At 75.3% G+C, this 13,201-nt stretch carries 11 protein-coding genes; 5 read left to right on the forward strand and 6 right to left on the reverse strand.

Features of this window, described 5'->3' with window-relative positions; all coding sequences use genetic code 11:
• Positions 1–994: 994 nt before the first annotated feature.
• Positions 995–2,218, reverse strand: a complete 1,224-nt coding sequence (locus ACZ55U_RS37400; RefSeq protein WP_465533806.1) for an MFS transporter — start codon at positions 2,216–2,218, stop codon at positions 995–997.
• A gap of 100 nt (positions 2,219–2,318) precedes the next feature.
• Positions 2,319–2,636, reverse strand: coding sequence for an ArsR/SmtB family transcription factor (locus ACZ55U_RS37405; RefSeq protein WP_465533808.1), 318 nt, complete (start codon positions 2,634–2,636; stop codon positions 2,319–2,321).
• A 968-nt stretch (positions 2,637–3,604) separates the two neighbouring features.
• On the opposite strand from ACZ55U_RS37405, the gene ACZ55U_RS37410 reads away from it, so the two are divergent.
• On the forward strand, positions 3,605–3,967 hold the full coding sequence (locus tag ACZ55U_RS37410) for a hypothetical protein (protein ID WP_465533810.1): 363 nt from the start codon (positions 3,605–3,607) through the stop codon (positions 3,965–3,967).
• Between the two features lie 1,064 nt (positions 3,968–5,031).
• Complete coding sequence (gene tpx, locus ACZ55U_RS37415) at positions 5,032–5,532, forward strand: thiol peroxidase (RefSeq protein ID WP_465533812.1); 501 nt, start codon at positions 5,032–5,034, stop codon at positions 5,530–5,532.
• A gap of 714 nt (positions 5,533–6,246) precedes the next feature.
• Here the strand turns inward: tpx and ACZ55U_RS37420 are convergent.
• Positions 6,247–6,720 carry a hypothetical protein gene (locus tag ACZ55U_RS37420; RefSeq protein ID WP_465533814.1) on the reverse strand — a complete coding sequence of 158 codons (474 nt, stop codon included), beginning with the start codon at positions 6,718–6,720 and terminating at the stop codon, positions 6,247–6,249.
• A gap of 40 nt (positions 6,721–6,760) precedes the next feature.
• On the opposite strand from ACZ55U_RS37420, the gene ACZ55U_RS37425 reads away from it, so the two are divergent.
• From ACZ55U_RS37425 to ACZ55U_RS37435, 3 genes are read left to right on the forward strand one after another with little or no spacing between them, the layout of a single operon-like run.
• Positions 6,761–7,219 (forward strand): MarR family winged helix-turn-helix transcriptional regulator, encoded by a 459-nt coding sequence (locus tag ACZ55U_RS37425; protein WP_465533816.1) that lies wholly within the window; start codon positions 6,761–6,763, stop codon positions 7,217–7,219.
• Positions 7,216–8,649: an MFS transporter gene (locus ACZ55U_RS37430; RefSeq protein WP_465533818.1), complete on the forward strand. Its 1,434-nt coding sequence runs from the start codon at positions 7,216–7,218 to the stop codon at positions 8,647–8,649. Before ACZ55U_RS37425 ends, ACZ55U_RS37430 begins: the two co-directional genes overlap by 4 nt.
• Positions 8,650–8,682: 33 nt before the next feature.
• Entirely contained in the window at positions 8,683–8,976 is a 294-nt protein-coding gene (locus ACZ55U_RS37435) for a DUF1330 domain-containing protein (protein ID WP_465533820.1), read from the forward strand.
• A gap of 574 nt (positions 8,977–9,550) precedes the next feature.
• Here the strand turns inward: ACZ55U_RS37435 and ACZ55U_RS37440 are convergent.
• From ACZ55U_RS37440 to ACZ55U_RS37450, 3 genes are read right to left on the reverse strand one after another with little or no spacing between them, the layout of a single operon-like run.
• The gene (locus tag ACZ55U_RS37440) at positions 9,551–10,306 is read right to left on the reverse strand and encodes an SDR family NAD(P)-dependent oxidoreductase (RefSeq protein WP_465533822.1); all 756 of its coding nucleotides are present in this window, start codon (positions 10,304–10,306) and stop codon (positions 9,551–9,553) included.
• The gene (locus ACZ55U_RS37445) at positions 10,303–11,289 is read right to left on the reverse strand and encodes a 3-oxoacyl-ACP synthase III family protein (protein WP_465533824.1); all 987 of its coding nucleotides are present in this window, start codon (positions 11,287–11,289) and stop codon (positions 10,303–10,305) included. Before ACZ55U_RS37445 ends, ACZ55U_RS37440 begins: the two co-directional genes overlap by 4 nt.
• 47 nt (positions 11,290–11,336) lie before the next feature.
• Entirely contained in the window at positions 11,337–11,597 is a 261-nt protein-coding gene (locus tag ACZ55U_RS37450) for a hypothetical protein (RefSeq protein ID WP_465533826.1), read from the reverse strand.
• Positions 11,598–13,201: the final 1,604 nt, after the last annotated feature.

Consider the following 13,201-nt stretch of genomic DNA (forward strand, 5'->3'; position numbering starts at 1 on the left):
CACCCCCCAGGTCATGCGATCGACAGGGGGCAACAGTCATGCCGGACCCGGAGGCCAGGAGCCCCGTTTCAGGGCCACGAAGAAGGTAACGGGGCGGGCACAGGCCGTGTGTGCGGCTGTCCGCCGGTCGGCAGCCCTCCGATGCGGGTGGGCGTCATCCTGCCTGCGGCCCTCGGCAGTTCGCTGTCCAGGTGGCCCGGCCCGCCGAGGGCCCGCGCCCGGGTGGCCCGGCACAGCGGGCAGGGGCGGCACGGGGCCCCGGGGCGCCGCTTCCCGGGAGCCGGGGCAGGCGGCCCCGGAGGCGGCCCGGGTGCGGGGAAGGGCTGGGGCCGCTCCCAAGGCCGGGCGCAGGCGGGACCCACCGTCCGCCGCTGATGCCCGGACACGTGCCGCCATCACCGGCCGACTCCCCCAGCCCACCGAGGGCCCGGCACAAGCGGGCGGGGGCGCGGCACGTGGCCCGGCTGCCGCTTCCCAAAGCCGGGGCGGGCGGCCCCGGGGGCGGGCGGGGTGCGGGGAAGGGCTGGGGTCGTTTCCAAGGCCGGGCGCGGGCGGGACCCACCGTCCGCCGCTGATGCCCGGTCATGTGCCGTCACAGGGACGGTCGCCGGCCGCGCCGTTGCCCGGGAAGGCAGCGTGGCACGGGCCGGGGGCCGGGGCCGGGGCGGGGGTGGCGGGTGGTCAGGGGTTTGCGGGTGGCGGGCGGCATGGTGTCGAGTGGCCGGACGTCTGGCCGTTCGCGGGTCGTGGTGGTCGCGGGCCGCCCCCGCCTCCGTCCCCGTCCCGTTCGCCGGGTCCACGGGTGGGCGGGGTGCCACGGTGGCCGTGGTGGGCCGTGGTTCGCGCCCGGGGTGGGAGCGGCCGGCGGCGCCAGGCCGGCTGCGGGCGTCGCGGTGGCGGTCTGCGGCCGGAGACCGGCGCCGCGACGGGCGTGTGCCGCGCCCCCGGCGGTGTCGGGCGGGGGCGCGGCATGCGGGCCGGTGGGTGGGGCGGATCAGGGGGCCGGGGAGGGAGCCGGGGACGGCTGGGGCTGGGCGGGGGCCGGGTCGGGGTGCGGGCGGGGGCCCAGGCGGCGGCGCCACAGGACGGCGGCGAGGGCGGCGGTGGCGAGGGCGGCGCCGGCCAGGGGCAGGTGGCGGGGGCCGGCGGCGGCGGTGACGGCGCCGCCCAGGGCGGTGCCCAGGGTGATGCCGAGGTTGGAGAAGGAGATGAACAGGCTGTTGCCGAACTCGGGGGCGTCGGTGGCGTCGCGGGCGAGGTGGGCCTGGGCGACGGCCAGGCCGCCGGAGTGGACGGCGCCCCACAAAAGGACGGCGGCGAGCATCGGCGCGCGGTAGGGGCCGGCGGCGTCGAGCAGGAGGTAGAGGGCGAGGTAGAGGAGCGGGTAAGCGGTGACGGTGCGCGCCGGGGCGCGTTCGAGCAGGCGGCCGAAGACGGTGTTGCCGGCGGTCATGACGATGCCGAAGGCCATCAGGGCGGGGCCGGTGAGGGAGGCGCTGAGGCCGGTGACGTTCTGGAGGTATTCGGCGATGTAGCCGTAGCCGCTGAACATCGCGGCGAACAGCAGGGTGACGGCGGTGATCGACAGCCACAGCCGGCCCCGGCGCAGGATGCCCAGCTGGCCGGCGTAGGTGGGGCGCCGGGTTTCGCCGTGGTCGGGGAAGAAGGCGAGGACGCCGGCGCAGGCGAGGAGGTTGACGGCGGCGGCGCACCAGAACGCGGCCGGGGGTGAGAGGCGGTCGGCGAGGAAGGTGGTGAGGGGGACGCCGAACGCGAAGCCGGCGCTGACGCCGGCGAAGACGGTGGTGGTGGCGCGGGCGGCCTTGCCGGGGGCGGCCAGGCGGGCGGCGGCGGTGAGGGCGAGGGCGAAGAAGACGGGGTGGAACAGGGCGGGGATGATCCGCCAGGCGAGGACGAGGGGGAAGGAGTCGGCGAGGGCGTAGACGGCGTTGGCGGTGGCGAAGACGGCCAGTGCGGTGGCCAGGACGTTCTTGCGGCGCCAGCGGGAGGCGAGCAGGACGCCGGCGGGTCCGGTGGCGGCGACGGTGAGGGCGAAGGCGCCCACCAGGGTGCCGGCGGTGGCGGGGGTGGTGTGCAGGCGTTCGGCCAGGGCGGGCAGGACGCCGACGACGCCCATCTCGGTGGTGATGATGCCGAACACGCCCAGGGCCAGGACCGGTATGGCCAGGGCGTGGGGGGCGGCAGCGGTGCGGGGCACGGACGACCTCCGTCATGGATTCATTAATCTAGATAGTTGGATGCGTCAGGGCGGGGAGAAGGGGCGTGCGGGTGCCCCTCGGTGTGCGGGGGTGGTGGGGTCAGAGTTCGTCGCGCACGTACGCGGCGAAGGCGGCGATGGTTTCCTCGTTGCGCCGGTAGAAGGTCCATTTGCCGACGCGTTCGGACACCAGCAGTCCGGCGTCGCGCAGGATCTGCAGGTAGCCGGAGACCACCGACTGGGCCAGTCCGGAGCGTTCGCGGATGTCGGTGACGCACACGCCGATGTGGAAGCCGACGCCGCGCTCGTGGTAGTACGCCTCGTCGAAGTAGCGTTCGGGTGTCTTGAGCCAGCGCAGGAAGTCCGCGCGTGCCGGGTTGGCGAGTGCCTTGTGCACGGCCAGCGGGTCGAGGTCCACCGCGCGTGCTCCTTCCGCCGCCCGACCCTCGGGGACGTATCCAATATTCTGGATATGTCACGGGGTGTCAAGGCGGGACCCGGGGGCGCGGGCACGGGCGGGCGGGCCCCGGACGGGGCGGGCCGGGCCTTGGACGGGGCGGGCAGGGACAGCGACAGGCGGGCGGCGGCTAGCCGGGCACAGCCCGGGGAGGGCGGCGCGGCGCGGCGCGGGCGGGTCCGGGTGGCGGCGGACGGAGCCTCAGGCGAGGCGGACGGGCGGACGGGGGCGGGCACCGACGGGGAGGGCGGCGGCGGGCGGGCGACGGCAGACTGGGCCCGGAGCGGGTGCGGCCGGCGGCGGACGAAGCCTCAAGCGAGGCGACCGGGGTCGAAGGCGGGCGGCGGCGGGCCGGGCGCCAGCGGGGGGACGGTGGCGGGCTGAACCCGCGCGGGTGCCGTCGGCGGCAGGCCGCCCTCGCAGGGCGGGCGCGCGCCACGGGGCGCCCTTGGCCGGGCCGGGCGCCAGCCGGCGGGGCGGCGACGCGCTCCAGCGGCACGGTGTTCAGGCCGCGCGGCCGGTAGCAACCGCGCCGGGCCGGACCCAGCGCGTGCCGGGGTGGCCAGGCGCGCGCGGATCCCGGACAGTGACCGGCCCTCGCACTCGGCCGGTTCGCCGGGGATCAGGCGCCGGGCGGGATCCCCCGGCGCCTTCCCCACACCTCCGTCCGTCACCGCCCCGCCCCGGGTGAGCCCCCTGCTCGCCCCTCACATGCCCGCCCGTCAGGCACGGGACAGCACATGGAGCGCGGTGCGTGGTGCGCGGTGCGCGCCGGGCGGCGCGCGACTGTACGGCGCGGCGGCGCGGGTGGTGCGCCGACGCGCCGGTGGTTCACTCGCACGAGTGATTGTTACGCTACGAACAGTCGCGGACACTCTGGGTACCCGGAGGGCTCGTGGGGAGTTCTCCCGGCGCAAGGGAGAGGCGTCATGAGCGCGACCGAACCGACCATCGCCCGGATCCCGCAGATCACGCAGGGCCTGCAGTCCACCGACCAGCAGCAGCACCTCGCGGCCATCGGCGGCAACCTCAACGCCGTGTGGCGGGGCTGGGTGTTCTGGAGCCCGGGCAACGGCACGTTCAACCTCCAGATCCCGTGGAACGTGATCGGGACCGACTCGACGGTCGTCATCACGGCCTCCGAGATCGACTCCAACAACAACCGGTTCGTCGGCGCCGCGCCCTTCCAGGTCTCGAGCATCGCCCCCGGCAACGGCGTGGTCACCTTCAAGATCAACATCGCGTGGGGCAGCCCGCTGCCGATGCGCACCGACATCCTCGTCTTCAACTGATCCGCCCGCCCGCACCGCCGGCCCCGTCCGCGCGGTGACACACCGTTCCACCGCCGCCCGCCCCGCACCGCACCGCCCGTCGCAGGGCGGGCGCCGCGGGGCGGGCGCGCTCGCGGTGACGACGGCCGAGGGGCCCCGCGCGAACGGCCACCCGCCCGGAGCCGGCCCGGACCGGCGGGTGCGGGGCACGGGCGGCGCCGGGCCGGCGGGTACGGGCACGGGGGGCACCGGGCCGGCGCGCTCGCACCGCACGCGCGGATGCAGGGCCGGGCGCCAGGAGCAGGACGTGCCAGGTGCAGGACGGTACCGGGCGGTGGCGGGCGTGACGGGCCGGTGCGGTCGCATCCCACGCGCGGGTGCGGGATCGAAGCCCCTGCCGGCGGCCGGGTATCAGGTGTGGACAAGGCACGAGCGGAGCCGGGCCGGTGCGGGCGCACCGCACGCGCGGGTGCAGGGCCGAAGCCCGCGCCGGGTGGCCGGGTATCAGGTGCGGACAAGGCACGGACGGCGCCAGGCCGTTGCGCTCGCGCCGCGCGCTGGGGAGAACGGGCCGGTGCGCCCGCACCGCACGCGCGGGTGCGAGGCCGAAGCCCGTGCCGGGTGGCCGGGTATCAGGTGCGGACAAGGCACGGACGCAACCGGGCCGTTGCGCTCGCGCCGCGTGCCGGGGAGAGCGGGCCGGTGCGCCCGCACCCCACGCGCGGGTGCGGGGCCGAAGCCCGCGCCGGGTGGCCGGGTATCAGGTGCGGACAAGGCACGGGCGCAACCGGGCCGGCGCGCCCGCGCGGCGTGCCGGGGGCGGGCGGGGCCGGTGTCAGGTACCCGGGCGTCAGGTGCCCGGATGCCGGGCGGGATCCGCCCCCGCCCCGGCCCGGGGGGTGTCCGGCCGGTGGCCGGCGGCCCTCGCCGGCGTCTTCCGGTCCCCGCGCGGGCGGCGTCCCGTCCTCCCCACGCCCTGCCGCCGGCGTGCGGCCGCCCTTCACCGGACGCCGGCCCACGGGCCCGGGAACGGGCAGTAGGATCAGCGGCGTTGCATCCCGTATACCGCTGGTAGGAGGCTTTCCATGGCTCAGGTCACGCTGAAGGGGAACCCGGTGCAGGTCGACGGCGCGCTGCCGGCCACCGGCACCCAGGCGCCCGGGTTCACCCTGGTCGGCGAGGGACTCGCGGACGTGTCGCTGAAGGACTTCGCGGGCCGCCGCAAGGTCCTGAACATCTTCCCCAGCATCGACACCCCCACCTGCGCGACCTCGGTGCGCACCTTCAACACCAAGGCCGCGTCGCTGGACAACACCGTGGTGCTGTGCGTGTCGGCCGACCTGCCGTTCGCGCAGGCCCGCTTCTGCGGCGCCGAGGGCCTGGAGAACGTCAAGACCCTCTCCACCCTGCGCGGGCGCGACTTCCACGACGCCTACGGCGTGGCGATCGCCGACGGCCCGCTGGCCGGGCTGACCGCCCGCGCGGTCGTCGTCCTGGACGAGAACGACACCGTCCTGCACACCGAACTCGTCGCCGAGATCGCCGACGAGCCGAACTACGAGGCCGCGCTCGCCGCCCTCAACTGACCCACCCGCGCCCCAGCCCGGGCGCCTTTGACGGCGGCCCGCCCCCCCCCGGCACACCACCCCCGCCCCCGGCCCCGCCCCTTTTCACGGCGTGGCACGGGGGCCGGGACCCACAGAGGGGGGGCGGGCCGCCGTACGCGTACCGGCCGCCTCCTTCCCGAGGCGCCCGCCCGGCGGGCACCCGCCCGCGCCGCGGCACGGCCCGCTCCCGTGCCGCGGCCGGACCCCGGAGTCCCGCCCCCGACACGAAAAAAAGGGGCCCCTCCGGCGGGCGGCCCCCGCACGCCCCGGGTACCGCGATGTCCCAGGCCCGCCGTCCCGGGCAACGCCCCGGGCGGATACGACACCCCAGGGGCCCCGGGGCCGTAACGCCCCGGCCGGGCCCCGCCCGGGCGGACCGCCCCCAGGGCGCGGTACCCGCCCCGGCCCCCGGGGCCGAAGCGCCCCGGGGCCCGGGGCCGAAGCGCCCCGGGGCCCGGCCGGCAGACCGGGCCGAGCGGAGCCGGACAGAGACCACGGGCACCCCGGCCACACCCCCGGACCGGCGCCGCACCCCGGACAAAACACCCCGGCCAGGCCCCGGGCGGGCCCGGCACCCCGGCTGATGATGAGGATCCGCGACAACGGCCGGGCATGCTCTCCGCTCCCAGCCGGCCGGGCTGTTCAACGGCCTGAGGACGGTGGGGAGCGAGGGCCCCGAGGGTGGCCAGCGGGTCAGGTCACGGCACTCTCCGCAGTGGCGGAACCCCGGGCATGCGGCCCATGACATGCCGGGCGGCTTCCCGGGGCGGCCGGCAGCGCGACGACGGTGATCGGCTGCCGCCAGTGCCGGCAGTGCGGGCAGCCGCGTGCCGCGGCCGGCTCCAGGGGGTCCCGGACCGGGGTCCGCTGCCGCGAGGCGGTGCGGATCGGCGGCGGAGGGGACTCGACGCGGGCCGGCGGCGCAAAGGATCGCGCCTGCCGCAGACGGCGGGCTCGCACCTCGCCCGGTGCCCGGCCCCGGCGGTGCCCGGCCTCGCGGCACCAGACCACCGGGCAGGAGACGGTACGGACGGTCTCGCCCGCCTGGAACGGGCCGTCACCGACCGGGCAGGTCCGGGTCTCCACCTGGGCCTCGCCGCGGCGGAACGCGGTCCGCCACCCGGCCGAGCAGCACTCCCGCAGCCCGCGCCGGTCAGCCACCTCCATTTACATAAGCCATGAATATAAAAGCGCTATGCTTTGGCTCATGAGCCGTCACGACACCGCTCCCGGCGCGTCCGCCGCCATCGGGGCGGCCCTCTACGCCCTGGCCACCAGGGCCGCCAGACGCCTGCCCCGGGACATGAGCCTCACCTCCGCCGCCACCCTGGCCACCCTGGAGCGGACCGGCCCGCGGCGCATCACCGATCTCGCCGCGGTCGAGGGCGTCACCCAGCCCGCGATGACCGCCCTGGTCCGGGTGCTGGAGGAGTCCGGCCTGGTCGAGCGGCGGGGCGACGCGTCCGACAAGCGGGTCACGCTGGTGTGCCTGACCGAAGCCGGCGCCTCCTACGTCCACACACGGCGCCAGGCGGGCGTCCACGCGTTCGAGCGGTTGATCGGCGAACTCACCGGCGACGAGGCCGAGGCGCTGATGGCGGCCCTTCCGGCGCTGAAGCATCTGGCGGAACTCGAAAACCGGGACCGCGAAGAGCCGAAGCAGTGACCGGGCAGCCGGCCGGCGCGGGCGCGGTGAAGGCGTTCCCAGCCACGCGTTCCCAGGCGCGGCCGCTGGTCCCCGCCCCGATGTTCATCGCGCCGGCCGTGGCGGCGGCCGCCGGCCTCGGAACGCCGCTCATCACCAGCGTGGCGACCTCGTTCCACGTCCCGCTCGCCAGCGCGCAGTGGACGCTGACCATCGCGCTGCTCAGCGGCGCCGTCGCCACGCCGGTCATGGGCCGGCCCGGAGCCGGCCCGCACCGGCGGGCCACGATCCTCACCACGCCGGCGGTCGTCGTCGCCGGCAGCGCGCTCACCGTGCTGCCGCTGCCGTTCGGCTGGCTGCCGGCCGGCAGGGCGGCCCAGGGCGCCGGGCTCGGGCTGACGGCGCTGATGATGGGCGTGGCCCGGGACCACCTCCCCGAGGAGCGCGGCGCGGCCGTGATCGCCCTGATCCCGGTGGTCTCGATCATCTGGGCCGGCGCCGGCTACCCGCTGGCCGCGCTGCTCGCCGAACTCGGCGGGGTACGGGCCGCCTACGGCCTCGGCCTGGCCGTCACCGCCGCCGCCCTGCCGACCGCGTGGCGCTCCATGCCCCAAGCCCCCGAAGACCGCCCGGCCCGCGTGGACGTGGCAGGCGCGGTGGTCCCGGCCGCCGCGCTGCTGCCGGTGCTGTTCCCCGCCGGCGAACGGAATCCGTGGAGCCGGCACCTCGCCGTGGCGGCGGGCCTCGCCGCCGTCGCGGTGGCGCTCCTGTGCCTCTGGGCCGTCATCGAGCTGAACAGCACGACGCCCCTGGTCGACGTGCGGGCGCTGCGCCACCCGGCGGTCGCCGGGGCGAACCTCGCCATGTTCACCGGCGGGATCGGCACGTACCTGCTGCTCACGCTCATCACCCGGTACGCGCAGACGCCGCACGGCGCCGGCTACGGCTTCGGGCTGACGACCTTCGCCGCCGGGCTGGTCCTCATCCCGTCCTCGGTCCTGGGGTTCGCCGCCGGCAAGCTCACGCCGCGGCTTGGGACGCGGATCGCCGGCCCCCTGCTCCCGGCCGGCAGTGCCGTCGTGGCCGGCGCCGCCTTCGCCCTGTTCGCGGCGGCGCGGTCCAGCCCGGCCGAACTGTTCACGGCGATGGGCGTGCTCGGCTTCGGCGTCGGCGGCTTCTCGGCCGCGATGCCCGGCGTCATCCCGGCCGTCACCCCGAGGAGCGAGACGTCGAGCGCCATGAGCTTCCACTACGTCGTCCACAGCGCCGGCTACTGCCTGGGCAGCGCCATCGGCGGCCTGATCCCCGCCGCGGGCACCGGCCCCGGCCGCCTCCTGCCCGACGACAGCGCCTACACCGGCGCGGCGCCGGCCGGCCTCGGTGCCATGGCGATCACGGCGCCGGCAAGCCTCGCTCTCGCCCGCCGGCGCCCGCCCCGGACCACCCCGTAGATCAGATGCACTCATCCCGACACTGGAGGTTCCATGCCCAAGGGCTACTGGGTCAGCGTCTACCGCACCATTTCCGACCCTGAGAAGCTGGCCGCCTACGACAAGCTGGCCGCTCCGGCCGTCAAGGCCGGGGGCGGACGGGTCCTCGCCCGTGACAGCCGGGTCGTCGCACACGACGCCGGAATCGCCGAGCGCACCATCCTGATCGAGTTCGACAGCTTCGAGCAGGCCGTCGCGACCCGCGAGAGTGCGGCCTACCAGGAGGCCCTGGACGTCCTCCGCGACGGCGTCGAGCGCGACTTCCGCATCGTCGAGGGCACCGGCTGACCGAGGCCCGGCGGATCTTCACCGAAGATCCGCCGTCTTGGCTTCCGCCGGTGCGGCGGGTCCGTGGGTGCTCGTGCCGGCCGTGGGCGGCCGTCTTCGGTCCTGATCGTCTGCCAGCGGCCGAGTCCACGGTCCGTCAAGGCGAGCAGGGCGCGCAGCGGGCTGGTGGCGCGAGCGGGGCCCGTGCGGAGTTCGGTGAGGTTGCGCCGGGGTCTTCGGGTGCGCGAAGCCGTGCTCGACGGGGGCGCGGCAGCGTGAGGAACCACGCGAGCGGGTCCGGCCGGCACCCGAGCACCGGGCGGGGAACCTCGAAGAGCCCTGTCACCGAGCACCCCGGGCCGGGCCCCCGGGCGTGGTGCACCCCTCCCCCGGGGCCGGAACACCCCGACGCCCGGCCTACAGACCGGGCCGAGCGGAGCCGGACGGACACCACGGGCCCCGGGCACACCCCCGCCCGGGCCCGGTACCCCCGGACGGGACACCCCGGCCAGGCCCCCGCCCAGGCGCCACACCCCGGGCGGGACACCCCGGCCGGGGTGTCCGGCCGGGGCCAACCGCCCCGGGCGGCCCCCGGTCAGGTGATCGAAGCCCCCGAGTCGATACTCACGACCTGCCCCGTCATACAGTCCTGATCCAGGAACAGACTCATCGACCGCGCCACCTCCCGCGGCGTCACGAACCGCGGCACCGGGACCTTCTCCAGCATCCCCGCCACCACGTGCTCGGGCAGCGTCCGCGTCATCCCCGTGATCATGAACCCCGGCGACAACGCGTTGACCGTCACCCCCCGGCGCCCGCACTCCGCCGCCAGCGTACGCGTCAGCCCGATCAGCCCCGCCTTCGACGCCGCGTACGCCGTCTGCCCCGCCGTGGCGATCAGCGCCGACGGCGACACGATGTTCACCACCCGCCCCCACCGCGCCCGCAGCATCGCCGGCACACACACCCGCGCCGTGTGGAACGAACCGATCAGATTCGTGTCGATCACCTCCCGCCACTGCCCCGGATCCTGCATCGCCATCAGCGCGTCCCGCCGCACCGCCCCGTTGTTGACGAGCACGTCCACCGGCCCCAGCGCCGAGCGCACCCGCTCGTACATCGCGCCCACCGCCTCCCAGTTCGCCACCGAACCCGTCACCAGCACATGGTCGTTGACCAGCTGCGAGGCGACCTTCTCCGCGCCCTCCCGCGAGGAGTTGTAGTGCACCGCGACCCGGCACCCCGCCGCGTCCAGCGCCAGCGCCAGCTCACCGCCCAGCCCACCCGAGGCACCCGTCACCAGCGCCACCGGCGACGAAGGCCGCCGCCCGAAAACGTCCCCGCCGCTCACCGCGCCACCCCTCCCCACGTCAGCAGCACCGAACCCCACGTCATCCCCGCGCCGAAACCCGCCAGCAGCACCGTGTCACCGTCCCTGATCCGCCCCTCGTCCAGCGCCTGCGCCAACGCGATCGGGATCGACGCCGACGCCGTGTTCCCGTACCGCTCCAGATTCGTCACCAGCCGGTCCCGCGGAATCCCCGTGTGCGAGAGCACCGAATTGATGATCCGGATGTTCGCCTGGTGCGGCACCACGTGATCCACCTGCTCCGGCGCCACCTTCGCCTGCTCCAGCGTCTCGCGGATCGTGCGCACCGTGTACCGCACCGCGTTCAGATAGATCTCGTTGCCGTTGATCCGCGCGTAATGCAGCCCCCGGGCGACGGTCTCGGCACTCGTCGGCATCCGCGAACCACCCGCCAGGACCTTCAGGCTGTCCTTGCACGAGCCGTCCGCCCCCAGGTTCCACGCCCGCACCCGCTCCACCGCCCCCGGCACCAGCACCACCGCCCCCGCCCCGTCCCCCACCAGGATCGACAGATCCCGATCCGCCGGATCCGCCGTCAGCGTGTGCGTGTCCGAACCGATCAGCAGCACCGGCCGCGGATCCATCCGCATCAGCCCCGCCGCCGTCACCAGCCCGTACACGAACCCCGCGCACTCCGCGTTCACGTCATGCGCGCTGCCCGCGATCCCCAGCGCCTCGTGGACGAACGCCGACGTCGCCGGCGACGGCTGCTCCGGCGTCGCGGTCGCCACGATCAGATGCGCGATGTCCGCACCCGAAAGGCCCGCCCGTTCCAGAGCCCGGCGCCCGGCCTCCACCGCCAGCGACGCCGTACTCTGCCCCGCACCCACCGCCCGGCGCTCACGGATACCGCACCGCGACACGATCCAGTGCTCGTCCACCCCGAAACGCCGCGCGAGTTCCTCACTGCTCACCACCCGCGCGGGCACCGACATCCCCCAGCCGGTGACATCGAAACCGCTCACCGCGCGGCCCTCCTGCGCCCTGGCCACCGCCGCCACCGCCCCGGGCCTCAGTTGCCCGCGCCCGGCACCAGCGCCAGGATCCGCTCGTGGACCACGCGCAGCGTCGTCGTGTCATCGATGTCCGCGAACAGCGACTCGTCCGCGGGAATGTGCGGGTACTGGTTCTGGAAGCCGTACAGCCACTCCATCAGGTCCAGCGAATCGACATCCGCGATGTGCTGCAACGCCGCGTCCGCGTCGATCTCACGCGCACCCGAGACCGCCTGGAGCTGCTCGGCCAGGTCCTCGATCGTGGGAATCAGAGACATCAGTGATCGTTTCCTCTCCACACCCACCCCTCCCATCAGAAGGGGGGTGGGCGCAAGGTCAGTGAAGCCAACAGGGAACGGAACAGGTCCGGAACACACCACCCACCCGGACCACCGGCCCGGCCACCCGCCCGGCCACCAGCCCGGCCCACCGGCCCGGCCCACCCACCCGGCCACCCACCCGGCCACCGGCCCACCAGCCCGGCCACCGGCCCGGACCACCGGCCCGCCGCCGTATCCCGCCGCCACCAGCCGGCCGCCGTATCCCGCCACCACCGGCCGGCCCCGCACACACCCCCCGCACCCCGGCCACCGGCCGACCCCGCACACACCCCCGCTCCCCGCACCCCGCTACCACCGGCCACCCGGAGGCCTCCGGCGGGCCGGAGGCTCCCGGCGGGGCCGACAGCCCACAGCCGGGCTTCCGGTCTCCCCGCCGCCCGGCGCGGTGCCCCACCACCCCGAACCCACCCGCCACCCACCGCCCCGCCCGGGACCGGACCACCCGGGACCGGCCGTGCCGCAGCCCCCTTTTCGCCCACCGCACCACGCACCACGGCGCGGGCAGAGAGCCGGCGGGACAGCGAACCGGACGCACCAGCCGGCGGCAGACGGACCGAGGGCCGGCGAACCGGCAGACGGACCGACGGACCGGCGAACCGGCGGACGGACCGACGGGCCAACGGACCGGCGGACGGACCGGCGGACACACCGGAGCGGACGGAACAGACCGAAGGAACAGTCGGAACAGGCGGACGGACGAGACGAACCGGTCAACGGAACAGACCGGCGGACGGAACAGGCGAAGCGGATCGAACGGCAGAGCAAGCGCAACGGGTGAAGCGCGTGGAACGGGTGGAGCAAGTCGAACGGTGAGGCAGACAGAGCGGGTTGATCAGGTGGAGCAGGTGAAGCGGATCGAGCACGTGAAGCAGGCCGAACAGTGAAGCCAGTGAAGCAGGTGGAGCAGGTGGAGCGGGCCGAACGGTCAAGCAGGCGACGCAGGTCGAGCAGGTGACGTGGTAGAGCCGACCGAACGGTCAAGCCGGCAGAACACGCCGAACCGTGAAGCAGGTGAAGCGAGCCGAACCGTGAAGCGGGTAAGGCAGGTTGAGCGGGCCAAGCGGTGAATCGGTGAATCAGGCCGAACGCTCAAGCAGGCGACGCAGCTTGAGCAGGTGACGTGGTAGAGCCGACCGAACGGTCAAGCGGGTCGAGCGGGTGAAGCGGGTGAAGCGGGTGAAGCGGTTGATCCGGCCGAACGGTCAAGCAGGCAGAACACGCCGAACCGTGAAGCAGGTGAAGCAGGTCGAAACAGTTGAAGCCGGTGAAGCCGGTGAAGCCGGTGAAGCGAGCCGAACCGCGAAGCAGGTAAGGCAGGTTGAGCGGGCCAAGCGGTGAATCGGTGAATCAGGCCGAACGGTCAAGCAGGCAAAGCTGGTCGTGCGGGCCGGCAGGTGGAACGGCCGGCGACCGGGACACGGCCACCAAGGCGATGACACCCCAGGACACGGCACGAACCCGGCCCCGGGCTGAGCGCGACCACCCCCGGCGGGAGACCGGGACAGGCGGCCGGCCGGAGACCGAACGCACCGGCCGGGACA

Source organism: Kitasatospora sp. NPDC034533, assembly GCF_055575155.1.

Excerpts from the sequence above, each read along its gene's own strand:
- tpx (WP_465533812.1), top strand. The coding sequence starts at position 5,032 with ATGGCTCAGGTCACGCTGAAGGGGAACCCGGTGCAGGTCGACGGCGCG.
- ACZ55U_RS37425 (WP_465533816.1), top strand. The coding sequence starts at position 6,761 with ATGAGCCGTCACGACACCGCTCCCGGCGCGTCCGCCGCCATCGGGGCG.
- ACZ55U_RS37450 (WP_465533826.1), bottom strand. The coding sequence starts at position 11,597 with ATGTCTCTGATTCCCACGATCGAGGACCTGGCCGAGCAGCTCCAGGCG.
- ACZ55U_RS37435 (WP_465533820.1), top strand. The coding sequence starts at position 8,683 with ATGCCCAAGGGCTACTGGGTCAGCGTCTACCGCACCATTTCCGACCCT.
- ACZ55U_RS37410 (WP_465533810.1), top strand. The coding sequence starts at position 3,605 with ATGAGCGCGACCGAACCGACCATCGCCCGGATCCCGCAGATCACGCAG.
- ACZ55U_RS37420 (WP_465533814.1), bottom strand. The coding sequence starts at position 6,720 with ATGGAGGTGGCTGACCGGCGCGGGCTGCGGGAGTGCTGCTCGGCCGGG.